Here is a 23,628-nt window from a genome sequence, read left to right as displayed (position 1 = left end):
TTATAACAATGAAATTATTAATAAAAGTTATTATTTATTACTCATTTTTTGTATCTACTAGTGCTTTAGCTGGGCTAGCTAAGGTTCAAATAAATGGCTTTGATGTAGAGTACGAATTAGTAGGTGAAGGTAAATATACTATTTTACTTGAAGCGGGCGGCTCTGCTGGTTTAAGTGATTGGGATCCTGTGTTTGAGTCACTTACCAAGCACGCGAAAGTTATACGGTATTCTCGTATTGGTAATGGTGGCTCTGCGCAAATAAAGAAAAACTACAGCTCTGAAGAATATGCAGCTGAGGCTGTGTTATTACTTAAAGCACTGAAAATAAAAGAGCCTGTTGTGTATGTTGCGCACTCTTATGGGGCTTATATCGCGCGTGTATTTGCTGCAACATACCCTAAAAATATCAAAGCATTGATGTTAATTGAGCCTGCATCAGAGCATGATGTAGATATTATGCGCGCGATTGATTTACCACGCGCTGAAAAAGAAATTGCAGTAATAAAGCTTGATGACATGAAAAATGGCATGTCGAATCAGTATTTAGATTTTTGGACAAAACGCCCGCTACCTGATTACCCTCAAATTGCTGATATACCCGTGACTGTTATCGCCTCAGTTAAAAAGTATAAAAACCCATCTATATTATTTTTTACTGACAAAGCGCGTGAAATGTGGGGTGACTTACACTCAAAATGGGCTAATGCATTTCCTCAAGGTGAAATAGTAATAACAAATAAAAGCTATCACTACCCGCAAAAAGATGAGCCAGAAATGGTTGTAACCCAAATAGTTAAGTTACTTGAACGCACTCAATAAGTTTAAATTTTTGGTTGTTTTGATAGATGTCAATCTGCGAAATTAATGGTCGGCATTCGACTAAAGTCTATAGGTTAATTATCTTCACTTATTGGTTTTGTTTTTATCGTTTGTCGGTTTGATGGTAATTCTCTAAAGTTAAGTTGTCAGCAACAAGCACGACTTAACCAAACAGGACTACGACCATGAAAACTTTTATCAAAACTATCGCTCTTAGCTCTTTACTTACTTGTTCAGCTGCTGCAATGGCTGATCAAAGTGATTACAAATTAATGGTTATTGAAACTGCAACAGCGCCACAGCCACTTGAGCAATCATTTAATAGCTGTGCACTTAATGTTAAGTCTAAAAATTATGCACAAGCTGAAGAAGTTTGTACTAAAGCAATTGCGCTTTTAAAGTATGCAGACGCACCACGTTTTAAAGTACGCCAGCTTACATCATTCGCATTAAGTAACCGTGGTGTAGCGCGTTTAAAATCAAATAACGAAACAGCTGCTTTAGCCGATTTGTACGAAGCTAACCAAATGTCTAACAGCACTATGGTATCGCACAACTTAAATCGCGCTAAAGAAGAGCTTTCTTTATAAGCTGCTTTAGCAAGCGGCAAGTTTAAAAAAAGCCCCAGCTAGGTTTAACCTGCTGGGGCTTTTTTGTATTGGTATCATTATAGTTTTTGTTGTTTTAATCCTATTTTTATAACCACAGCGTTATTTTTAGTCATAGTTTATAAAATGTAATTTATTAAATAATCGAGATATTTTTTTAAGGTTATTAGACTAAAGTCTATAGGTTAATTTTATTCACTTATTGAGTTTGTTTTTATCGTTTGTGAGGTTTGAGCTTTTACTCTAAAGTTCAGTTGTCGGCAACAAGCACGACTCACTTAATTAGGAAAGGCAAACCATGAAACGTACACTTTTAAAAACCATCGCTCTTGGCTCATTATTAACTTGCTCTGCAGCTGTAATGGCTGATTCAAGTGACTACAAATTAATGGTTATTGAAACTGCAACTGCGCCGCAGCCACTTGAGCAATCATTTAATAGCTGCGCACTTAATGTTAAGTCAAAAAACTACGCACAGGCTGAAGCAATTTGTACTAAAGCTATCGCACTTTTAAAAGATGCTGATGCACCTCGATTTAAAGTACGCCAGTTGACTTCATTCGCGTTAAGCAACCGCGGTATAGCGCGTTTAAAAGCTAACAACGAAACAGCTGGTCTTGCTGATTTATACGAAGCTAAATCAATGTCTAATAGCACAATGGTGTCGCATAATTTAACACGTGCTAAAGAAGAGCTTTCTTTATAATAAGTATTACCATAGTGAAAAAGCCGATGTTAGAGTAATCTTGCATCGGCTTTTTTGTGTTCTTTGCTTTTTAAAATGCTCATCATCTATTCATAATTGCGGATTAATAATACATTTAATTGTTTAACTCAAAAATAAGCCCTATTTTGAAACCCATAAAAATATTACTGCTCACCTTAGTCATTATTATATTAACCCTAGTACTCGCCGTGTTTGCTTTGCCTGAAAAAATAGCTAATCCCGTATTAGGAGCAACACACAACGATTGGAATCATGCTACTTTTTGGTATGAGCTATGGGGTAAGTCGGGGGTTCATAAAGGTATTGATATATTTGGTAAGAAAAATACGCATGTTGTTGCACCCGTTAACGGGCTTGTTGTGTTTAGTGGCGAGCTCAAAAGAGGCGGTAAGGTGGTTGTTATACTTGGGCCTAAATGGCGAATTCATTATTTAGCACATTTAAATAGCTACACTGTAAGTAAAGGTGACATTGTCAAGCTAAATGAAAATATTGGCTTACTGGGTAGCACAGGAAATGCAGTCGGTAAGCCACCTCATGTTCATTATTCAATTGTGTCTTTATTTCCACTGCCTTGGCTTGCAACAAATGAAAGCCAAGGTTGGAAAAGAATGTTTTATATCAACCCACATACAAAACTGGTTAACCGTTAATGGTCAGTGGCAAGTCACCGCGCTAAATGTTAGCTATTGAATAGCGACGGCAAGCTGGTGGTAAAGGCCAATACCTACTATTACATTGAACGGAAAAGTAACACCCAGCGAGCTAAGCATGGCAAGGCCTATATCTGCTTTGGGAATAGCGGCTTTTATTGCAGCAGGGGCTGCAATGTATGAGGCACTGGCTACTAAGCTACCCAATATAACCACTGACCCAAGTTCTAATCCTAATAAAGTACCTACACCTACACCTAGTGTGCCCAAACATAACGGTGTAATGATAGCAAAAGTGGCTAATTTCCAATGTTGCCATGGGAAAGGGCGAAGTGTTTGTGCAGCTACTAATCCCATTTCTAGTAAAAATAAGGCAAGGACTACTTTAAAACTGCTTGTTAATAAGCTGGTAACTTGGCTGCCTTGTGATGTGCCGTACATCATGCCAATAATTACACCACCGACCAATAAAATAACACTTTTGTTAGTAAGGGTTTCGTGCCAGAGCGCTTTTAATGAGAGTGAACTTGTTTGGCCAGGGTCTTTATCAAGCTTGCGGTAAAGTAATAAGCCAACAATGATAGCGGGAAGTTCCAGCATGACTAAATAGAGTGTTACTTCAGCGCCTACGGCTAAATTTGCAGATTCGGCATACGCTAACGCAACCGCAAAAGTACCGGCACTTACCGAGCCATAATGCGCTGCAATACTGGCGCTATTGGCCACCGATAATTTAATAACGTATTTTAAAATGGGATATAACAGTAGCGGAATAAGTGCGCCTAAAAGCATAACTGTGCCCATTTCTGGTAGTAGCTGCCAACTTAAATTACCATGAAGTACCATGCCGCCTTTTAAACCAATAGTTAGCATGAGTAATAAGCTTAGCGTTTCGTACGTTGCTTTAGGAATGGTTAAATCAGAGCGTAATATTCCTGCTACTAATCCTAAAATAAAAAACATAACAACTATATCAGGCACACCTTTTTCCTTTTAAATATGAAATTAAGTAGCGCTATTGTATTTAAAACTTTGTATAGTAAATAATAAAATAAATACCAGTTAGGTATAGGTAATTATCTATAGGTGGGCGTTGTGGATTTACGACATATTTCATTTAGGTTGCTCGAAGTATTTATGAGCGTAGTAAAAACAGGTTCAATTAGTGAAACCGCGAGGCGCTTGCACTTAACTCAGCCCACTGTTTCGCTGCAAATAAAGCGCTTACAAGAAACCATAGGCGAGCCATTAATACATATGCAGCAACAAAAACTGCATGTAACAGAGGCTGGGTTAGCGCTTTTTAAAACCTGCCAGCAAGTATTTGGGCATTTTGAAGACTACCAAGACTTCTTAACAGAGCTCAATGGCGGAGAGCGCGGCAGGTGTAAAATAGCCATGGTCAACACCGCGCAGTACATTTTGCCCAAATTGTTGGGGCCTTATAGTAATTTGCACCCGCATGTAGAGCTTCCTCTTGAGATAGGCAACCGTGCAGAAGTGCTTGATCGATTTGAGCGAGGTGAAGACGATATTTATGTTTTCAGCCATCCTCCATCGCTTGAACATGCGCAAGCTGCACGTTTTTTACATAATCCGCTTGAGTTTATTGTGCCGGTTAATCATCCTCTTGCCAGTGAAAAGTCATTAAAGCTTAGAGATTTAATGCAATACCGATTTTTATTACGCGAAAATGGCTCGGCAACACGCATGTTATTTGAAAGCGAGCTACAAAGTCGTGGTTTAGTACTCAGCGATTCTGTACAAATGGCCAGTAATGAAGCAATTAGAGTTGCGGTATCGTCGGGCATGGGAATCGCTGTTTTATCTCGTCACGTGCTTGCAAAAGACGATGCAAACTTTAAGGTATTAACTGTTACCGACACTCATTTGGCAAGCCATTGGTATTTTGTTATGCGAACCGACAGGCATATATCGCATGCGGCGCGAAACTTTTTAAAATTTGCACAGCAGCATTTAGAGCAATATCTTGGCTCACAATGGGTGAGAAACGAGTTAGATAAATTACGGATTTAAAATGAGCGCAATAACACAAAAACAAATCAACATTATTGAAAAGGGGCCATGGTTTGCTAGCCGGTGTGAGCACTTAAAACAGTTTTTGTTAGCTAATGGCAAATGCATAAGCCTTAATGCGCATGAGTCATTATTTTTACGTGGTGACCCTCACAACGGAATATACGTTGTTTTAAGTGGCATTATGCGAATAAGTGGCGTAAATAGTAATGGAAAAGAGGCCGTATTGAGTTTCATTGATGCGTCACTATGGTTTGGTGAAGTAACATTATTTGATAAAGGCTTAAGAACCCATGACGTTTACGCGCAAACTAATGCAGAGCTATATTTCGTTCCACAACGCTCACTGGAGCAGTTATTAGGTAAACACCCTGAGTATTGGCAGGAGTTTGGTTTACTATTGGCACAAAAATTACGCCTTATGTTTTCTTCAATGGAAGATCATGCATTGCACAGTGCAGAGCAAAAGGTATGTAACAGATTATTAATGCTGGGTGAGCAAACCAATTTTTCAGCGCCATTGGCATTGTCTCAACAACAATTAGCGGATATGACCTATTTAACACGGCAAACCATAAATCAAATACTACAAAAGCTGGTTAAAATAAATGCCATAAGTTTGGGGTATCAGTGCATTACTGTGTTGGATATACGTAAACTACAGGCGCTTGCTAGTTAACTTGAGCGATGAACAATAAGCCTATATAAGCCGTTTTTTTAGCGCTGACTGCGTTGAATTAAAAATTACTAGCCAGATAAAAACACATTCAAAATGGTTTAACCAGAGTGTTGGTTGCTTAGCTTTACCTTACCTAAATACCAAATAGGTCGCTGAAAATTCAACCATAAAAGATCAATAAACCCTAGCTTTAGACTAGTTTATTTGTGCTCTTTGTTGGAACTAAAATTGCTACAAGTAATACTTTGCGGCAATAGATTTAAGCTAGTGATGATAATTCCCTTTATAAATCAACATGGTAGCTATGTGAGTGACACTAATACGGCATTAAAAAGTAACCGTGCGGCAATTGATGTCCCTATTCAACAGACCACCAAAGAAGAGAAATCGTTAAATGGGCCAAAGGTTACTAATAACTTTTTACAAAATGCCCAAGAGGCATTGGTATACCAGCGTTTAGGTATCGATAAAGACAAAATAGCCGAGATAAAAGCATTAATAGAAGCGTTATCTGAGCAGTTACAAAAGCAAGGCGCTGACAGCGATTCAATTAATAAAAAAATGAATGAACTTCAAAAAATGCTTGAACAGGAGTATCAAAAAGGGCGCGAAAGAATGGATAGTCAACCAGAGTGGAAAAAGGGACGTATTATTTCAGCGTTGGTTTAGTTTTGTAAGTGTCGGGTAGGTGACATTGTTACTACGCTTTTATTTGTTATGTTCAGTTTTTAGTTAAAACTTTATAGAGGAATACACAATGCAAACACTTCAACAACAATTGGGCAAGTATGGTTTATACCACCGCTCTAAACGCAATGTTTTAACTCATTTTTTTGGTATTCCGCTTATTGTATTTGCGGTGCTGTGCTTATTAGCGCGTATTCAGTTACCCCTGGGCAGCTTACTTATTGATGGTGCACAGCTTTTTGTTTTTGCAAGCGTGGTGTATTACTTAATGTTAAGTGTGTCGCTTGGCTTAATAATGGGCGTTTTGTTTACTTTATTACTTTTAGCGGCGCAGCCAATCGCGGCTATGGCTTTTTGGCCTTGGTTAAGCATTGGCGTGGGGGTATTTGTTTTTGGTTGGGTGCTGCAGTTTATTGGGCATTATTATGAAGGTAAAAAGCCTGCGTTTGTTGATGATTTAATAGGTTTAATTATTGGCCCATTGTACGTAACCGTTGAATTATTATTTTTAATGGGATTTTACAAACAGCTTGAAAACGAAGTGAATGCGATAGCTGGACCAACAAAAGCGTAATAAAGTAAAGAGGTGCAAATGGATTTTAATAATAAAACAGTGTGGATCACCGGCGCATCGTCAGGTATTGGTAAAGAGCTTGCCGTTCAATTTGCAAAGTTAGGCGCACGCGTTATTTTATCTGCCCGCAATGTTGAAAAGCTCACTGAGATAAAAGCAACACTTGAAGCTGATGGACATTTAATTATACCGCTTGATTTAGCAAACCCAGAGCAAGTGCTTAGCTCGGTGAATTCACAAATTGATGACATACCCGCCATAGATATTTTAATAAATAATGGCGGGGTATCTCAGCGGAGTTTATTTTTAGAAAACGACTTTAATGTATACCGCCAGCTGATGGAGGTTAATTATTTTGGTTTAATAGCACTGACAAAAGCAATATTACCCTCAATGGTTGCCAGAAAAAGCGGTTCAATAGTGGCTATTAGTAGTGTGGCAGGAAAAGTTGGCTCAAAGTTTAGAACGGGTTATTCAGGCTCAAAATATGCAGTTGTAGGATTTATGGATTGCCTGCGGGCGGAAGTGGCTGAACACAATATTCATTGCTTAACTATTTGCCCAGGTTCGATAAAAACAGCGATTGCACATAACTCGTTAAACGAGCATGGCGTCGCACAAAATAAACCTGAAGAATCAATTGAAAACGGCATGGCAGTATCTGATGCTGCTGCAAAAATGATAAAAGCAATTGCCAACAAAAAAGACGAAGTTATTGTAGGGCAAGGGTTAAGTGGTTGGGCGCCAACAATAAAACGGTTTTTCCCTACTTTATTTAATCGGTTAACGGCTAAAACTAACTACAGATAAAAGTACTGTTTACTATTAATTGAGCCAATAACAGGTGGTAGTTTTGTTAATATTGAAAAGGTAGACTGTATTAAAATTAAATAAATAAGGAAAGGATACTCGTGAAATTTGCATGGCTTAGCCTTTTTTTTGGTGTATTAATTTGGTCTGGCATTAACCCTAAAGATCAATTTACTTGGCTGCTTGAAGTTATCCCCGCAGTGATTGGATTAGCACTTATAGCAAGCACGTACAAATACTTTAAATTAACCTCTTTATTGTACTTTTTTATTTTAGTGCATTGTATTGTGCTGATGGTGGGTGGTCATTATACCTACGCAGAAGTACCTTTATTTGATAATTTATTTGGCAGCGAGCGAAATAACTATGACAAAGTAGGGCACTTTTTTCAAGGGTTTGTGCCTGCTTTGCTAGCGCGCGAAATACTGCTACGAAAGCAGGTTGTGAATGGCCGAGGTTGGTTAACTTTATTTGTTATATCTGTCAGTTTGGCGTTTAGTGCGTTTTACGAATTAATAGAATGGTGGGTGGCAGTACTGACCGGTGAAAACGCTGAGGCTTTTTTAGAGACGCAAGGGTATGTGTGGGATACACAGTCTGATATGGCATTAGCGTTATTTGGCGCTATTTGTTCGTTACTGTTGCTTTCAAAACTGCACGATACACAGTTAAAGTATGTAAAAAACTATTAAATACTTCACTGGATAGTTAAAAATGACTCAACAACCTCACAACTACTCAATTAGTACAGACAAGTCTAAGCTGAACTTTAACGTTATTTATAACTTTATTGCTAATAGCTACTGGGCAAAAGGCATACCTAAAAGTGTGATGCAAAAAGCGATTGATAACTCAATGTGCTTTGGCGTTTACAGCGCTCATAACGAGCAAGTTGGTTTTGCACGGGTAGTTACCGACAACGCTACTTTTGCCTACTTGGCAGATGTATTTATTATCCCGCACCTACAAGGGCGTGGCCTCAGCAAGTTACTTATTAAAACAATAGTAGAACACCCTGAGCTACAAGGCCTCAGGCGCTTTTTATTAGCCACTTCTGATGCGCATGGCTTATATGCGCAATATGGGTTTAAACCAGTTGAAAACCCCGCACTGCTAATGCAAATTAATCCTGCAAATGTGTATGATGAAGATAATAGTGAGGCTAATTAAGCGGGGGGAAGAGCAATGTTTATTTTAACCTCCTTATAGGCCCCAAACTCTTAAGGCTGCTGTATGAATTTCATTTAAAAGTAATACGCCTGCAATACTACCAAAGAGCACCCACTTTTTAGATTTTTCAACTTCCTTGGAGCGTCTGTAAGTAACGTAGCCAATAAAGGTTACTAGTACAATAACGGCTATTAATGATAATTGATTCTCTTGGTTAAACCAAAAGTTCCCCTCAATTATATGATGAGAGAAAAATGAAATAAACCAAAGCGTGAACAAAACAGTAAGACCAATTACATAATTAATAATCTTAAATGTATTAATTGAAGTACCACAAACAGGACAAACATAATTTTGTTGCCTAGCGTTGGGCGTTTTAATCCTTGCGGTAATTGTTGAATTACATTTTTTACAAACTAACAGAGACATAAACTCGATTCTATTTAGGGCTTATAACAAGACTGTAGAATAACTCCAACAGCTAAACTAAATTTAAAAAAGTTGCTGTAATTAACTCTAAGTTTTTTTAACGCATTAGGTAATGCTATTTGGAACCCATAAAACAGGCTGATTTTCTTAAAAATGAGTAATTCTAGAGCTTCAACGCCCGCATAAGCAGCTATTAATAATGGGCTAAAATTATTGAGCGCTGCGACAATAGCCCATTGTTAATTGTCCGAGCGAGTTTACGAGCCTTGGTGCTCTTGCTAAGGCTACTTTGCCAAATATTCTAATATCTCTTGGTTTGGATTTTTAGATAGAGTAGCAAAACTTAAGGAATTAATACTTCCATACTTTTTGGCTGCATCGTGGCTTAATTTGGTATCTTTGCTTGCCCCAAGATCCAACAATTTTTTAACTGCAATAGGATCAGAGTACAAAATTGCAGCATGTAAAGCTGTAAAACCGATACTATCTCTTTGCTCAATGTCAGCCCCACAATTAACCATTGTGCTCAGAACATAATGAAATTTTGTATTTAAAATCTCGCGGCCTGCTACAACTGCACCTAATAGTGAATTAGGCTCAGCATCATTTTCTGGAATGTCAGGACAAGACTCTAACCATAACTCACTTAATGAGCCTTTTATTGTGTCTTTCTGGCCAATGTAATGAAGGTGATATCCGAATTCTTGATTAAGGAATGAGTAAATGAGAACACCCAAAACACTTACAGGGAACAAGACAATAATGATGAGTTTTTTCACTGCACTTTCCTTGTTTAACAGCTTATTTATGCGAAATTCGACAAGGCAGATTTGTACGCATTTTTAGCCCCAGGGCTTAAATAAATGTCCATACCTTGGAACAGTTCAAATAGCTCAGCACCATATTTAAGTTTGAACTCTTCACTGCTAGAAACAAGCTCTAGCTCGTTAGCTACGGTTAACTCGCAAAACAATTTCACCATTGCATTGTCTAGTGTGAATGTTGAACCAGTAAACCTGTCTTTAAATTGGATTTCTAGCACTTTGCCAAATTGAGGGAATACATAGTCTCGGTCGCATGAGCAATACAAATAAACCAATGCTTCTTCATCATTACCAATAATCCGCGCTATTTCTTGGCGCTGGCTTAACGACACCATATTTTCATCGAAACCCGCTGTTCCATATGCGGCATGGAAGAGGCCTGCGATTTTAAGTAATTCGCTACTACCCCAGTTAATTAGAACTTTCTCAGTACCTTTTAGGTGTGCTTCCAATGAGCCATTGAGGTGGTGAAAATCACCCGCACCAAGCTCTTGCAGCATTCCAAATTTATCCATAAATATCAATTTCCTTTAGGCCGCATAACGAGACTGTAGAATAACTCCAACAGCCAATTTCAATTAAAAAACGAGCTCCTGTAATTAACTCTAAGCGCTTTTAAAGCATTAGGTAATGCATTTGGAACCCATAAAACACGCCGATTTTCTTTAAAAAGAGTAATTCTACATCCTCAACACCCGCTTAAGCGGCGAAAATTGCTTTTCATTTTTGTCCGCTTGATGCGTTTCTTATATGCAACATTTGCCACGGAACTTGATTGTCTTTTCTGTGAAATAAAGAGCCGTCATGGTACTGAATCCAACCGAGGTCATAGTAAAAATCAGTATCATCATAACGCCCAAGTACAAACCATTGGTCCATTCTTAAAATCACTCCCTGAGTATGCTTCACTACTTTAATCAACTCTATTTCAGTTTCCACAGGTAACGCAGTTACATGCTCATAAATAGGGCATTGGTCAAAGCCATTATTTTGTATTAGTTCGCTTCCCAAATCGCTATTACGCTCATTAAAGCATAAAAATAGGTCTTTTGTTGTCGTTGCTTGGCCCAAAAACTGCGGAACGTATGACTTCTTGGTCACATCAATTGTGGTCGTGCAAGCAGTTAAAAATAAAATGGTAAATAACAGAAGATGTTTCATTGCACATAACAACTTTATCAAAGGACACTTTCCTCTTTTTATGAGGAATGTATGTCCTCTTATTTATATTTAATATTAATAACAAATCCTGTAACACATTGCGAGTATTAAACTTTAAGTCGGATATAGTTGACCATAGCACTTTTAACAACAGGCAGAAAAGGGGAAAGTGTCCTCACTTTCTGACTTAGGAGAAAAAACGCCTTCGCTTTAGTAAATGCAGTCATTAAAAATTTAAAATGAAAACTAAAGGCCTTTTAAAATTATTTTACTGCCACTAAAAGGACGGCAGCGATAATATAAGTAACCGTTTTAAATACAATTATTCGTGTAAGGCAATTATAAAGGTAGATTTTTTGCTGGTGGAAGCTGTAAAAAGGAGGCTATGAATTATTTACTAAACGCGTCTACTTGCTTGTGAAGCGGGCAAACACGTTTAGTACGAATTTATTTTGATTTTTTAGCCTCAAGCGCTTCTATTTCATTCCAGATTTTTTCGGCTTCTTCGCTTAGCATGGCGTAGCTTTTTATGTCGCCTTTACGCTGAGCTTGCATGCCTTGCTCTAATTTGGCGTCGTACTCTTTACGTAATTTTTTTGTTGGGTCTGATTTGAATATCGAAAACATGGGACTCGCTTAATTTTATAAAAGTGATTGCATTACCATACGCTACAAAGCGATAAAAAGTTCTTTTAGCAGTAAGGCGTTTACCTTATTAAATTAAAACAAGGTAAACGAATTATTTGCTATGCTGCGGTTACTAAACGGCTTTATAGCTCAGGCTCTAGGCGTTTAATACCTTGGCCATCTAGGCCTAAATAAATATAACCATCAGCACCTTGGGCTAAACTTCTTACGCGGCCAATGCCTTCTAATATTTTTTCTTGGCTTTTTAACGTGTTTTTTTCAAGCGTAAGTGCGCTTAAAAACGAAAACTTCATCGACGATAAAAGCACTTTACCTTTTAATTTAGGGTACTTGTCGCTGGTGACAAATAGCATGTCTGATGGCGCAATAGATGGTGTCCATTGTGATGTTGGCGATTGCATGCCTTCCTTTGTTTGCAGGTCTGTAAATGACGTGCCGCTATAATTTACGCCATAGCTAACTACCGGCCATCCGTAGTTTAATCCTGGTTTTATTAAATTAAGCTCGTCACCGCCTCGGGGGCCATGTTCGTGAGCCCAAAGTACATTATTTTTTGTATCAAACCACATGCCTTGCGGGTTTCGATGTCCGTAAGACCATACGGCATGTTTAGCATCGGCTTGTTTAACAAAGGGGTTATCAGTTGGAATACGGCCATCTTGATGAAGGCGATAAATTTTACCTCCATCGCGAGTAAGATCTTGCGGGTTGATGTCGCGAGAACCACGATCTCCTATCGAAAAATAAACATAGCCTTGTTTATCAAACACAATACGGCTGCCGTAGTGTTGGCCTTTTGTACTATTATGCTCACCTTTGTATAAAAAATGTGGCTCTAATAGCTTAGTATGGTCATCACTTAATTTTGCGCGCATTAATGCAGTGTTACTACCACTGCCTTTGCCTTCAGCGCTTGAGTAAGTAAGGTAAAGCCATTGGTTGTTTTTATCATCGGTATGCAGTGCTAAATCAAGTAAACCGCCTTGGCCGTTAGCATCTATATCGGGCAATCCTTTTACTTGAGTAAGCGTTGAGGTGTTTTTACGTAATAAAAATAGTTTTCCACTTCGCTCGGTAATTAATAAATCACCGTTTGGTAATGCCTCTATTGCCCAAGGAATAGTCACACCCTCAGCAACGCTTATTGTTTTTACATTTAGTGGCAAACTCGACAGCGCTTTAAAATCTACTGCATTGACTGGCATAGCAGGAAGCGCTAATAAAGCAGCCGTTAGCGCGGCGCTTTTAACAGAATATGTATATTTTTTTGATTTTATGTTGACCATGATATTTCCAAAATTAATCAAATTAGAGTTCCGTTAGCACGAGCAGTAAAAATTTGCTAAGTGTTGCGACAAGTGAAAAATGCCATTACTTTTATCTAGTTACCTATGTTAGCCGCGAACTTTTAAAATGAGTAAGCTCAATTAGTAAAGTCTATTTTTACTTTTAAAGTAAGTTTACAAATACGTTTATTAATTTTGATTAGTTTGTTTTTCATTCGAATTTTTTTAACTAAATTGTGGAATAAATACTCTAATAGGGTTGAAAACTTAAATTTTCAGCGTACACTTGTGCGCTGAAGTTTGAGCTTACACTTGTATGCTCAAATAATTAAGGTTCTGATTTGTGCTAACCCTCCAGTTTGTACAAACCATTGAGCAATAGACCAATATAGAGATTTTATTAGAATGTTGACGCAGGCATTAAATCAATTTTCAACGTGGTTTTTACACCATCAAACGTTTGCAGGCTACATAGAGCCAATAATGCAAGTGTTCAAACCTGCTTGGCGTGCAGGGCAATTTAGAGCACAACTGATTAGTTCAGAATCATTGAATGGTGAATTTTTGAGTTTGCAGCTAAAACCAAGCAGGCAATGGCCTGCGCATACCGCAGGGCAACACATTAGCTTAACCATTGAAATGAATGGACGATTATTAACGCGCGTTTTTACAGTTGCTTCAGGTGTTAAATATTTCAACGAAACGGGATTTATACGTTTGTTAATTAAAACAAGCAAACAAGGACGATTTACCGGGCTATTAAACAACAAAGCTAAAGCGGGTACATGGTGCAATATATCGGCTGCATCGGGTGAGTTTGTATTTAAAAATACACATACTCCCGCCACATTGATAGCTGGTGGGTCTGGTATAACGCCGATGCTAGCAATGCTTGACGATTACTTAGCGCAAACAACCAAAGCAGTAAATTTGGTGTATTACGCAAAATTAGGCGAGCACCAATGTGTTGATGAGTTGCGCGAATTGGCCACACAATTTAGTCATTTTTCATTTTTATTGTTAACACGTGAGCAGTCGAGCGACATTACCAGCAATATTAAACAGTGGGACAATCCCGATATATATTGCTGTGGGCCACTAGGTTTTATGCAAACAGTGCAAGAGTTTGCTAAAAAACATGATCTTAATTACTACCAAGAAGCGTTTGGCTTAGCGTTACCCCAAGTAAACAATGAAGATCAGTTTACTGTAAAAGTGAACAGCCAAGCTCACATTGTTGAAGGCAATGATGTACTTCTTAGCCAGTTTGAAGCTAAAAAATTACCGGTAAAACGTGGCTGCGGAATTGGTATTTGCCATCAGTGCCAATGTATTAAAAAATCAGGAATTGTACGTAATTTAAAAACAGGTGAAATGTCAGACAACGGCGAGCAATTAATCCAGCTTTGTATAAGCCAACCTGTGAGTGACTTGGAGTTACAATTATGAAAAATATAAACTTTGACCAGCTTGCAAGCGATTTAGATACCATAAAAATGAATACGCTTGCCAAAGTAGGGCAAAAAGATGCTGACTACATTCGCTCTGTCGTTCGAAAGCAAAGGCTATGTGAGTGGAGCGGGCGAATATTATTAATGCTTGGATTTATTCAGCCTTTACTATGGGTTGCAGGTGTTTTGTTACTGGCCTTGGCTAAAATACTCGATAATATGGAAATTGGCCATAATGTTATGCATGGGCAATACGACTGGATGAACGACAAACAGCTTAATTCTCAGCAATATGAATGGGATATAGCCTGCGATGGTCAAAGTTGGCATCGGGTTCACAATTTTGAGCACCATACATACACTAACATTATTGGCAAAGACCGTGATTTTGGTTATGGACTGCTGCGCTTAAGTGATGATTTCAAATGGCGCTTTAAAAATGTGTGGCAGTTTTTTACTTATATAAATTTAAGTGTGATGTTTCAGTGGGGCGTGTCGTACCATGAACTAGCAGCAGAGCGCGTTTTTATGGGTAAAAAGAAAGAAAACCGTGAAGGACAGGTGTCGCATACCACATTAAAACAGCGCTTTTTTAGCAAAGGCGCTAGGCAGTTAATTAAAGATTATGCGATATTTCCGTTATTAGCAGGGCCTTTATTTTTGTGGGTGATAGCGGGTAATTTATTAGCAAATTTACTGCGTAATTTATGGACATCGACAATTATATTTTGCGGCCACTTTACTGAAGACACCGAAACGTTTAAAGAGCAAGACTGTATAAATGAAACACAAGGCCAGTGGTATTATCGTCAAGTATTGGGCTCGTCTAATATTAAAGGAGCAAATTGGTTTCATATTTTAACAGGGCATTTGAGTTGCCAAATTGAGCACCATTTATTTCCAGATATGCCGTCGTCACGTTATCAAGAAGTGGCACCTCAGGTACAAGCGGTTATGCAAAAACACGGCATTGATTACCATACTGGCGGATTTTTTAAACAATATGGCTCGGTGTTAAAGCGAATTATTAGATACTCGTTTAAATAGCGATAGGGCTGCGTAAAGCGCTTTAAAAATTTAAAACATAAACCGGCCTGTGTTAGCGCACATGCCGGTTTTTTGCTGTTATGATTAATTAACATACAGTGAGTGTTGTTTTTTCTTATTGTTAATTAAAAATCCGTTACTTTAGCTATGGTTAAATGATGCATGATTGTCATACAATGGAGAAAAATAGACCACACAAGAGAGATTAAAATGGCCGCATTTGGTACTGTGTTTATGCCGCAGATGATTCAAGCTCGTTTTTCAGATAATCAATGGAGCGAAACCTCGGTTGTTCCATGCGATAAGCTTGAGTTTCATGCTGGTGCACACGTTCTTCATTATTCAAGCACCTGTTTTGAGGGCTTAAAAGCATTTCGTCATGACGATGGGTCTGTTTATATTTTTAGAATGGATGCAAACATAGCCCGTATGCAGCAAAGTTCTGCACTTTTAAGCTTACCAAGTTTTGATGGCGATATGCTTAAAACGATGATTATTGATATTGTGCGCCAATATGCAGATGAAACTCCATTACCGCCTGGGTCTATGTATATTCGTCCAACACATATTGGCACAGAAGCGGCAATTGGTAAGGCGGCAGCACCTTCAATGAGCTCGTTGTTATACACTTTACTTTCGCCCGTTGGTGATTATTTTGCCGGTGGTGCAACGGCACTACGTGTTTTACTTGAAGAAGATGGTATGCGCTGTGCACCTCATATGGGCATGGTTAAAAGTGGCGGTAACTACGCCAGTGCGCTTGGTCCAATTAGCGCAGCTCGCAAGCAGTATCAATCAGACCAAATATTATTTTGCCCAGGTGGGGACGTACAAGAAACCGGTGCTGCCAACTTTATTTTGATTGATGGCAACGAAATTATAACCAAAGCGCTCGACTCCACTTTTTTACACGGCGTAACGCGTAATAGCATTTTAACGATTGCTAAAGATTTAGGCATGACGGTTAGCGAACGTAATTTTACAGTCACTGAGCTTTTAGAGCGTGCTGCAAAGCCAGGTACAGAGGCTGCGCTTTCTGGTACTGCCGCGGTATTAACGGCTGTGGGTACTTTTATTCATAACGATAAAGAATACAAAGTGGGCACAGGGGAGCCTGGGCCAACAACCGCGCGCCTGCGCCAAGCATTGAACGACATTCAATGGGGTAAATCAGAAGATACACATGGTTGGTTAACTAAAGTGGTTTAGCGTTTAATACTCTATTAAGCGAATTGATATAAAGTAACCACAAAGCCACCTAATTAAGGTGGCTTTTTGGTGCTGGTAACGTTATTAAAATTTTATTTTTCCGGTTAATATATCTTTAAACATAACCCAGTCTCCCCACAAACTATAAAATGGGTGTTTAAACGTGGCTGGGCGGTTTTTTTCAAAAAAGAAATGTCCCACCCATGCAAAGCCATAACCAATTACGGGTAATAGCCACAATAACGCATATTTTTGACTTAATAATGCGCTAATAATGACCAAAAGTACCAATAGGCTACCTACAAAATGCAAACGGCGGCAGGTTACGTTGCGATGCTCTTTTAAGTAATAAGGGTAAAAAGCTTTAAAACTGTTGAAACTAGGCTCATTTTTTTCCATAAATCACGCTTTATTTTTATTGTATGTTTTTACTATTAAAGCGTAAGTTTACACTTGTTTACAGCGATAAATGGCACTTAACGCATCTTAATAGACATAAGCTTAAAAAACTCATAAGTTATTACTACTACTTAATAAATAAAAAGAATACACATTATGTTATTTAAACGTACCCTTGCCTGTGCTGTATTGTTAGCACTGAGTGGCTGTTCAGAGCCCACCCATACGTCGGATCAAAAAGAAGTAAAATTATCTATGAATAAAGCTAACTCAGTGGTGTATCCCGAGACCAAAACAGGGGATGTAGTTGATACCTATTTTGGAGAAAACGTTGCCGATCCTTACCGTTGGTTAGAAGATGATATGAGTGCAGAGACTGCTGATTGGGTCAACGCTCAAAATACGGCTACTTTTTCATACTTAGAACAAATTCCTTACAGAAATAAGCTCAAGGAACGCCTTGAAAAACTGATGAATTACGAAAAGATAGGTGCGCCATTTGAAGAGGGCGGTTACACCTACTTTTACAAAAACGACGGCTTGCAAAATCAGTTTGTTTTATACCGTAGCAAAGGTGATGATGCCCCTGAGGTATTTTTAGATCCTAATAAATTTAGTGACGATGGCACAACGTCTATGTCGGGTTTGTCGTTTTCTGAAGATGGCAGTTTATTAGCGTATCAAGTATCTGAAGGTGGTAGTGATTGGCGTAAAATTATCGTTATTAATACAACGACTAAAGAGCAAGTAGAGCAAGCTTTAGTTGATGTGAAATTTAGTGGTATTGATTGGCTAGGTAATGAAGGATTTTACTACTCTAGCTACGACAAGCCAAAAGGCAGTGAGCTGTCGGCTAAAACAGATCAACATAAAGTGTATTACCATGCTTTAGGTACATCACAGAATGACGACCGCGTTGTATTTGGTGACAGCGAGGCGCAAAAGCATCGTTACGTTGGCGCCGATGTGACACATGATGGCAAATACTTGCTAATTTCGGCCAGTGTTTCAACGTCTGGAAACAAGCTGTTTATAAAAGACTTAAGTAAAGAAAACAGTGATTTTATTACTGTTGTAGGTAACGCAGACTCAGATACTTCTGTGATTGATAACGACGGCGATACGCTCTACTTAGTTACAAATTTAAACGCACCAAACAAAAAAGTGGTTACGGTTAATGCAAATAATCCGGTGCCTGAAAATTGGGTCGATTTTATTCCAGAGACCGATAACGTACTTAACCTAAGCAAAGGCGGGAATACCTTTTTTGCTAATTACATGGTGGATGCAATTTCGCAGGTTAAGCAATACAACAAGCAAGGTGATTTAATCCGTGAAATTAGTTTACCAGGCGTAGGGAGTGCACGTGGTTTTCGCGGTAAAAAAGATCAAACAACGCTTTATTACTCGTTTACTAACTATAAAACCCCAGGGACTACTTTTTCGTTTGATGTAAGCACTGGCGAGTCAAAGGTCTATCGTGAATCGGCAATCGATTTCAATAGTAATGATTACACCTCTGAGCAAGTTTTCTATACCTCAAAAGATGGTACTAAAGTGCCGATGATCATCACTTATAAAACGGGTATAAAACTAGACGGTTCAAACCCGACTATTTTATACGGTTACGGTGGTTTTAATGTAAGTTTGACGCCAAGTTTTAGTCCCGTTAACGCGCTGTGGCTGGAGCAAGGTGGAGTGTATGCCGTTGCAAATATTCGCGGTGGTGGTGAATATGGAAAAGATTGGCACAATGCCGGTACAAAAATGCAAAAGCAAAATGTGTTTGATGACTTTATTGCAGCAGCAGAGTACTTACAAGATAAAAAGTACACGTCTAAAAAACGTTTAGCACTGCGCGGTGGTTCAAACGGTGGTTTATTAGTCGGTGCGGTTATGACACAGCGCCCTGATTTATTTCAAGTTGCATTACCGGCCGTAGGCGTACTTGATATGCTTCGTTACCATACATTTACAGCGGGCGCTGGTTGGGCATACGATTACGGTACTAGTGAGCAAAATAAAGAAATGTTTGAATATATTAAAGCTTACTCGCCACTTCACAATGTTAAAGCAGGCGTTGAATATCCAGCCACTATGGTAACAACCGGTGATCATGATGATCGTGTGGTGCCATCACACTCATTTAAATTTGCCGCTGAATTACAAGCTAAGCAGGCCGGTGACAACCCTACGCTGATCCGCATTGAAACTAATGCAGGCCATGGTGCAGGTACACCAACCAGTAAGGTTATAGATTTATACGCAGATATGTTTGGTTTTACGTTATATAACATGGGCGTTAAAGAGTTATAAAACGCGCATACGTTTAAAAATAAATAAGCCGAGTAAATTTACTCGGCTTATTTGTTTATGTTGGGCTCCTCAACAGACCTAATGCTTGACTACTGCACTGGCAAAAATAATCGCTGATAGGTTTTATATGCGTATTCATCACTCATGCCACTTAAGTAGTCACAAATAATGCGCATACCTTGGTTGTGCTTTTGCGCTTCAATATACTGTGCTTGCGTGGTTTCGGGTAATAAACGAAGCGGATCGCTTGCAAACGCTGTAAACAATTCAATGAGTAAGTTTTGCCCTTTAAACTCAATTTGTTGCATTTCAGGGTCGCGAATTAAGCGTTGAAATACAAAGTGCTTGAGTATTTGTAGCACGTTTTCATACTCTGGGTGCAGCTTGGCAGTGTATTTTAAAATAGGGCATTCAAATGCCTCGTGTTGTATGTCCAAATGAATATGAATGATGAAGGTGTTCACCAGCTCACCTATGGCGTCTTTTCGTTCAAAATCATTTTTTGAGAAAAGTCGAGATGTTAACGTTTCAAGTAAGCTATTTAGCCAGTCAAAATTAAGCGCTTGCAAGTGAGGTAATGCATGTGTTTGCCAGTCATCTAATGTTAAAACATGAGTTGCAATGGCGTCTTCTAAATCGTGCACGGCGTAAGCTATGTCGTCGGCATGTTCCATTATGGCGCTGTCGAGTGATTTATATAGCGTTTTGGCACGGTGTTTATCTATTGTTGCGTGGGTGTTTAATAGTGTTTTGTCGTTTTGGCTTAATGGTTCAACAATCCAGTTAAATATGTGTGCGTCGTCTTGGTATAACCCTTTTGCTGGGCGCCAATCATCGGCTTTAATAAACGCACGTGTGTTATGAGTATCAGGTATGGTGTGCCACAACTCGTTTATAAACGCTGGGTATTTAATAAACCCCAGTAATGTTCGGCGTGTAAGGTTCATACCATACCCATTACTGTAAGGCTCTAGCTTGGCAACAATGCGTAAGGTTTGTGCATTTCCCTCAAAGCCACCATGGTTTCGCATCATATAATTGAGGGCAATTTCACCCCCATGGCCAAAGGGTGGGTGGCCAATATCGTGAGCTAGGCAAAGTGTTTCGAGTAAACCGGTTGATGGGAAATGGCTAAAATCACTGTGCTGTGCTTTTAAATGCCTTAAAATACCTGTGCCAATTTGTGACACCTCTAACGAGTGGGTAAGGCGGGTACGATAAAAATCGTTTAGGCCAATCCCCATAATTTGTGTTTTAGCTTGTAAGCGCCTAAACGCAGCGGCATGAATGATTCTTGAGCGGTCAACCTGCCAAGGTGAACGGTTGTCGTTAGGTCTGTGTTTATATTGCTCTATTATTCTACTTTGCCAAACTTTGTCCATACTGCTAAACCACTATTTAACCTGTTTAGTGCTTAGTATACCCATGCACTTATAAATTGCGAATGAACATATTTTTGTAATTCGCGTTTATATAGTGGCTTAGGTATAATGAAGGTTCGTATGTGTGTGTAGTTACCATACATAAATAGTTGTTTGAATGAGACAATACATGCTTAAGATTATCTCTCAGTTTTTGTTAGCCATCCTTTTTATATGGGCGCTTGCGTACCCGTTTGTACAAAGCGATGAAACCGATAGCGTAGATCAAATCACCAGTGAACAAGCTAAAAAAGTGAAGAAAAAAGAAAAGCCGTTACACAATGTCACGTTGCCTAAATTTTCTGAATTTACCGATGTAAAAGAGAAAAAACGCGCATTTTTTGATTTTATTCGCCCTCATGTTGAGGCTGAAAATAAAAAAATATTACAACAACGTGCCAAGCTAGAAATAGCCCGTATGATGCTTGAAAACAACCTATCGCTTGAAGAGAAACAAAACAAAGATATTGTAAAAATCCTTAAACAATATGGCTTACCTGAAACGGTTAACACACTTGTACTAACTCAGGCTTTGCGACGTGTTGATATTATTCCTAAAGAAATGGCATTAATGCAAGCTGCAAATGAGTCAGCTTGGGGGACCTCTCGCTTTGCGCGAATTGGTCTGAATTTTTTTGGTCAGTGGTGTTACTCAAAAGGTTGCGGCATGGTGCCAAAGCGTCGTAACACTGGCGCAGCACACGAAGTCGCTGCATTTCAATCGGTGCGTGCTGCGGTAAGCTCTTATTTCAGAAATATAAATACTCACGGCGCTTACAAAGAGTTACGAGGCATACGTGAAAACCTGCGCCGTGAAAAAAAACCAGTATTAGCAACCAAGTTAACCCATGGTTTAATGTCTTACTCTGAGCGAGGTGAGGCATATATAGAAGAATTAAATACGATGATCAGACAAAACAGAGCTTACTTTGATGAATAAATACATGACAGGTTGTTTTTACGCGAGTTTACTTTTTTTGTTGGGCTTTAGTGCATTTAGCGCCAATGCCAGAGAGTTTGTAATGTCGTACGATGGTTTTTATGACCGTTTAAAAGTAGTTAATAAAGGGGATTTTCAATATGCTCGCGTTAACTTTTATATAAGCGATATTGAAACTAACGAGGCATGTGCAATAAAAAACGGAACCATTTTAACAGAAAATAACGAGTACCCACTTAACTTTACGGACAGTGCGCAGCTGTTGCTACCTTTTGATAAACAACTTGATTCAGATAAAGCCGTTATTGTTATAGAGCCACAAAACCCTGAACATGATTGTCAGTTAAAGCTTCAAATAGAAGCTAACGAGTTTAACGATTTAGCCTTTTCAAAACATGCGCTTTATACCATTAATGATGAGTTGGATGAATTGCTAACTGATTTGTCTGGTTTTTTTGTTAGTAAATTAATGTGGTTTTTATTACCTGAACAAAAGGGCGTGGCTGTTACCTTTAAAAATCCACTAAACATTAATGATGAAAACGTGACGTGTGAGGGATCGATTTGTTACTTTGATGTTGACGATAATTGGGAAGAGGATGAGCAGTCATTCGGTGATATTAGTAATGTACTAAAAGTAACCCCATGGATTGCAAAGTAACAGTAAACAATGCAATGAAATATTAAAAAAGCGGCATTAGCCGCTTTTTTAAATTTTAAGAGGAGCAGAGGAGTCGCGCTGCATTAGCGTAGGCTCAAAAAAACGGTTTATTTCGATATTTTTGGTTTGGTATACATCTTTTAGAACAAGCTTTGCAGCCATTTCACCCATTTTAGCAACCGGGTTATCAATTGTTGTTAGTGTAGGGTAGAGGTAGTTTGCAAATATTACATTATCAAAACCAACAATTGATAAATCGTTAGGCAAATGGTAGCCGTGTTCACGTGCATACTTCATCGCACCCGACGCCATTTCGTCGTTGGCACATACTAAGGCGGTAAAACTTAGGTTTTTATTCATCAGATGCTCAAGCGCTGAGCTTCCACCGGTTTCGTTAAAGTCACCTTCAAAAAAGAGCGATGGGTCAAAAGTGATATTGGCTTCTTCAAGGGCTTGTTTATGGCCTGCCAAACGATTTGCAGCATCAGCTTTAAACTGAGGGCCTGCAATATAAGCAATTTCGGTATGGCCTTGTTCTAGTACTGATTTAGTTGCTAAATATCCGCCTAGCTTGTTATCTAGGCTAATGCAGTTGTTTTTGAGTTCTTGCACGTAGCGGCTCATTAAATAAACCGGTGTTGTGCCTTTACTGAGCGATATTAAGTAGTCGTCAGTCACTGCTTCAACATGCAAAATTATGGCGTCGCAGCGTCTGCTAATTAAAAAGTCGATGCCTTCTTTTTCTTTGTCTTCTTCACTGTGGCCGGTTGTGATAATAACGTGTTTACCGGCAGCTCTTAGCTCAGACTCAATCCCCGCCATCATTTGAGCGAAGAAAGGACCGTGTAATTCAGATACTAAAATACCCACACTATTAGTGCAATTTGATGCCAAGGATTGGGCTATTGAGTTAGGTTTGTAACCCAATGTTTGCATTGCATCGAGTACTTTTTTAGTTGTTTTATCGCTTACTTTTGTATTTTTGTTCATTACCCGAGAAACGGTAGCTAACGATACACCTGCAAGCTCTGATACTTGATAAATTGTTGCCATGTTACTTATTGACTCGC

Annotated in this window: 27 protein-coding genes; 17 read left to right on the top strand and 10 right to left on the bottom strand. The window is 38.8% G+C overall.

Features of this window, described 5'->3' with window-relative positions:
- The first annotated feature begins 8 nt into the window (after positions 1-8).
- The 4 genes from KZZ04_RS03550 (at position 9) to KZZ04_RS03535 (ending at position 2,809) form a co-directional block, all read left to right on the top strand.
- Complete coding sequence (locus KZZ04_RS03550) at positions 9-821, top strand: alpha/beta fold hydrolase (RefSeq protein WP_219421823.1); 813 nt, start codon at positions 9-11, stop codon at positions 819-821.
- Between the two features lie 185 nt (positions 822-1,006).
- On the top strand, positions 1,007-1,411 hold the full coding sequence (locus KZZ04_RS03545; protein ID WP_219421822.1) for a hypothetical protein: 405 nt from the start codon (positions 1,007-1,009) through the stop codon (positions 1,409-1,411).
- A gap of 316 nt (positions 1,412-1,727) precedes the next feature.
- Entirely contained in the window at positions 1,728-2,135 is a 408-nt protein-coding gene (locus tag KZZ04_RS03540) for a hypothetical protein (protein WP_219421820.1), read from the top strand.
- A gap of 146 nt (positions 2,136-2,281) precedes the next feature.
- Positions 2,282-2,809 (top strand): M23 family metallopeptidase, encoded by a 528-nt coding sequence (locus KZZ04_RS03535; RefSeq protein WP_219421818.1) that lies wholly within the window; start codon positions 2,282-2,284, stop codon positions 2,807-2,809.
- 33 nt (positions 2,810-2,842) lie between these two features.
- Here the strand turns inward: KZZ04_RS03535 and KZZ04_RS03530 are convergent, their stop codons facing one another.
- Positions 2,843-3,790 (bottom strand): sodium-dependent bicarbonate transport family permease, encoded by a 948-nt coding sequence (locus tag KZZ04_RS03530; RefSeq protein WP_219421817.1) that lies wholly within the window; start codon positions 3,788-3,790, stop codon positions 2,843-2,845.
- A 114-nt stretch (positions 3,791-3,904) separates the two neighbouring features.
- On the opposite strand from KZZ04_RS03530, the gene KZZ04_RS03525 reads away from it, so the two are divergent.
- The 7 genes from KZZ04_RS03525 to KZZ04_RS03495 all read left to right on the top strand — a co-directional run bounded on the left by KZZ04_RS03525 (position 3,905) and on the right by KZZ04_RS03495 (position 8,766).
- The gene (locus KZZ04_RS03525) at positions 3,905-4,846 is read left to right on the top strand and encodes a LysR family transcriptional regulator (RefSeq protein WP_219421816.1); all 942 of its coding nucleotides are present in this window, start codon (positions 3,905-3,907) and stop codon (positions 4,844-4,846) included.
- A gap of 10 nt (positions 4,847-4,856) precedes the next feature.
- A complete protein-coding gene (locus KZZ04_RS03520) occupies positions 4,857-5,525 on the top strand; it encodes a Crp/Fnr family transcriptional regulator (RefSeq protein WP_219421905.1) in 669 nt (222 codons plus the stop codon).
- Positions 5,526-5,792: 267 nt separating this feature from the next.
- Entirely contained in the window at positions 5,793-6,194 is a 402-nt protein-coding gene (locus tag KZZ04_RS03515) for a hypothetical protein (protein ID WP_219421815.1), read from the top strand.
- Positions 6,195-6,282: 88 nt separating this feature from the next.
- Positions 6,283-6,786 (top strand): DUF962 domain-containing protein, encoded by a 504-nt coding sequence (locus tag KZZ04_RS03510; protein ID WP_058404361.1) that lies wholly within the window; start codon positions 6,283-6,285, stop codon positions 6,784-6,786.
- An 18-nt stretch (positions 6,787-6,804) separates the two neighbouring features.
- The gene (locus KZZ04_RS03505; RefSeq protein WP_219421814.1) at positions 6,805-7,596 is read left to right on the top strand and encodes an SDR family oxidoreductase; all 792 of its coding nucleotides are present in this window, start codon (positions 6,805-6,807) and stop codon (positions 7,594-7,596) included.
- 101 nt (positions 7,597-7,697) lie between these two features.
- Positions 7,698-8,288, top strand: a complete 591-nt coding sequence (locus tag KZZ04_RS03500) for a DUF2238 domain-containing protein (RefSeq protein ID WP_219421813.1) — start codon at positions 7,698-7,700, stop codon at positions 8,286-8,288.
- A 22-nt stretch (positions 8,289-8,310) separates the two neighbouring features.
- Positions 8,311-8,766, top strand: a complete 456-nt coding sequence (locus KZZ04_RS03495) for a GNAT family N-acetyltransferase (protein ID WP_219421812.1) — start codon at positions 8,311-8,313, stop codon at positions 8,764-8,766.
- Positions 8,767-8,799: 33 nt separating this feature from the next.
- Here the strand turns inward: KZZ04_RS03495 and KZZ04_RS03490 are convergent, their stop codons facing one another.
- The 6 genes from KZZ04_RS03490 to KZZ04_RS03465 all read right to left on the bottom strand — a co-directional run bounded on the left by KZZ04_RS03490 (position 8,800) and on the right by KZZ04_RS03465 (position 13,114).
- The gene (locus KZZ04_RS03490) at positions 8,800-9,195 is read right to left on the bottom strand and encodes a hypothetical protein (RefSeq protein ID WP_219421811.1); all 396 of its coding nucleotides are present in this window, start codon (positions 9,193-9,195) and stop codon (positions 8,800-8,802) included.
- Positions 9,196-9,479: 284 nt separating this feature from the next.
- The gene (locus KZZ04_RS03485) at positions 9,480-9,974 is read right to left on the bottom strand and encodes a hypothetical protein (RefSeq protein WP_219421810.1); all 495 of its coding nucleotides are present in this window, start codon (positions 9,972-9,974) and stop codon (positions 9,480-9,482) included.
- Between the two features lie 26 nt (positions 9,975-10,000).
- Positions 10,001-10,534 carry a DUF6817 domain-containing protein gene (locus KZZ04_RS03480; RefSeq protein WP_219421809.1) on the bottom strand — a complete coding sequence of 178 codons (534 nt, stop codon included), beginning with the start codon at positions 10,532-10,534 and terminating at the stop codon, positions 10,001-10,003.
- Positions 10,535-10,739: 205 nt separating this feature from the next.
- Positions 10,740-11,180 carry a hypothetical protein gene (locus KZZ04_RS03475; protein ID WP_219421808.1) on the bottom strand — a complete coding sequence of 147 codons (441 nt, stop codon included), beginning with the start codon at positions 11,178-11,180 and terminating at the stop codon, positions 10,740-10,742.
- 447 nt (positions 11,181-11,627) lie between these two features.
- Positions 11,628-11,807, bottom strand: a complete 180-nt coding sequence (locus KZZ04_RS03470) for a DUF6435 family protein (protein ID WP_219421807.1) — start codon at positions 11,805-11,807, stop codon at positions 11,628-11,630.
- A gap of 143 nt (positions 11,808-11,950) precedes the next feature.
- The gene (locus KZZ04_RS03465) at positions 11,951-13,114 is read right to left on the bottom strand and encodes a PQQ-dependent sugar dehydrogenase (protein WP_219421806.1); all 1,164 of its coding nucleotides are present in this window, start codon (positions 13,112-13,114) and stop codon (positions 11,951-11,953) included.
- 405 nt (positions 13,115-13,519) lie between these two features.
- Here KZZ04_RS03465 and KZZ04_RS03460 point away from each other — a divergent pair, with 405 nt between their 5' ends.
- The 3 genes from KZZ04_RS03460 to KZZ04_RS03450 all read left to right on the top strand — a co-directional run bounded on the left by KZZ04_RS03460 (position 13,520) and on the right by KZZ04_RS03450 (position 16,821).
- On the top strand, positions 13,520-14,563 hold the full coding sequence (locus KZZ04_RS03460; protein ID WP_219421805.1) for a ferredoxin reductase: 1,044 nt from the start codon (positions 13,520-13,522) through the stop codon (positions 14,561-14,563).
- Positions 14,560-15,612 (top strand): acyl-CoA desaturase, encoded by a 1,053-nt coding sequence (locus tag KZZ04_RS03455; RefSeq protein ID WP_219421804.1) that lies wholly within the window; start codon positions 14,560-14,562, stop codon positions 15,610-15,612. The genes KZZ04_RS03460 and KZZ04_RS03455 overlap by 4 nt, the downstream gene beginning before the upstream one ends.
- A 162-nt stretch (positions 15,613-15,774) precedes the next feature.
- The gene (locus tag KZZ04_RS03450; RefSeq protein ID WP_219421803.1) at positions 15,775-16,821 is read left to right on the top strand and encodes a branched-chain amino acid aminotransferase; all 1,047 of its coding nucleotides are present in this window, start codon (positions 15,775-15,777) and stop codon (positions 16,819-16,821) included.
- Positions 16,822-16,905: 84 nt separating this feature from the next.
- On the opposite strand, the gene KZZ04_RS03445 is transcribed toward KZZ04_RS03450, so the two are convergent.
- Positions 16,906-17,220 carry a DUF962 domain-containing protein gene (locus KZZ04_RS03445; RefSeq protein WP_219421802.1) on the bottom strand — a complete coding sequence of 105 codons (315 nt, stop codon included), beginning with the start codon at positions 17,218-17,220 and terminating at the stop codon, positions 16,906-16,908.
- 156 nt (positions 17,221-17,376) lie between these two features.
- On the opposite strand from KZZ04_RS03445, the gene KZZ04_RS03440 reads away from it, so the two are divergent.
- The gene (locus KZZ04_RS03440; protein WP_219421801.1) at positions 17,377-19,536 is read left to right on the top strand and encodes a prolyl oligopeptidase family protein; all 2,160 of its coding nucleotides are present in this window, start codon (positions 17,377-17,379) and stop codon (positions 19,534-19,536) included.
- 89 nt (positions 19,537-19,625) lie between these two features.
- Here the strand turns inward: KZZ04_RS03440 and KZZ04_RS03435 are convergent, their stop codons facing one another.
- Positions 19,626-20,918, bottom strand: a complete 1,293-nt coding sequence (locus KZZ04_RS03435) for an anti-phage deoxyguanosine triphosphatase (RefSeq protein ID WP_219421800.1) — start codon at positions 20,916-20,918, stop codon at positions 19,626-19,628.
- 169 nt (positions 20,919-21,087) lie between these two features.
- On the opposite strand from KZZ04_RS03435, the gene KZZ04_RS03430 reads away from it, so the two are divergent.
- Together KZZ04_RS03430 and KZZ04_RS03425 are read left to right on the top strand one after the other, a co-directional pair.
- On the top strand, positions 21,088-21,897 hold the full coding sequence (locus tag KZZ04_RS03430) for a glucosaminidase domain-containing protein (protein WP_219421799.1): 810 nt from the start codon (positions 21,088-21,090) through the stop codon (positions 21,895-21,897).
- Positions 21,890-22,558 (top strand): DUF2987 domain-containing protein, encoded by a 669-nt coding sequence (locus tag KZZ04_RS03425; protein WP_219421904.1) that lies wholly within the window; start codon positions 21,890-21,892, stop codon positions 22,556-22,558. Before KZZ04_RS03430 ends, KZZ04_RS03425 begins: the two co-directional genes overlap by 8 nt.
- 48 nt (positions 22,559-22,606) lie before the next feature.
- Here KZZ04_RS03425 and KZZ04_RS03420 read toward each other — a convergent pair whose 3' ends face one another.
- Entirely contained in the window at positions 22,607-23,611 is a 1,005-nt protein-coding gene (locus tag KZZ04_RS03420; protein ID WP_058404378.1) for a LacI family DNA-binding transcriptional regulator, read from the bottom strand.
- Positions 23,612-23,628: the final 17 nt, after the last annotated feature.

Origin of the sequence: Pseudoalteromonas sp. CR1 (genome assembly GCF_019392235.1) — a bacterium.
Lineage (GTDB): Bacteria > Pseudomonadota > Gammaproteobacteria > Enterobacterales > Alteromonadaceae > Pseudoalteromonas.
Note: the sequence above shows the minus strand (reverse complement) of the source record. Positions and strands in the feature narration are given on the sequence as shown.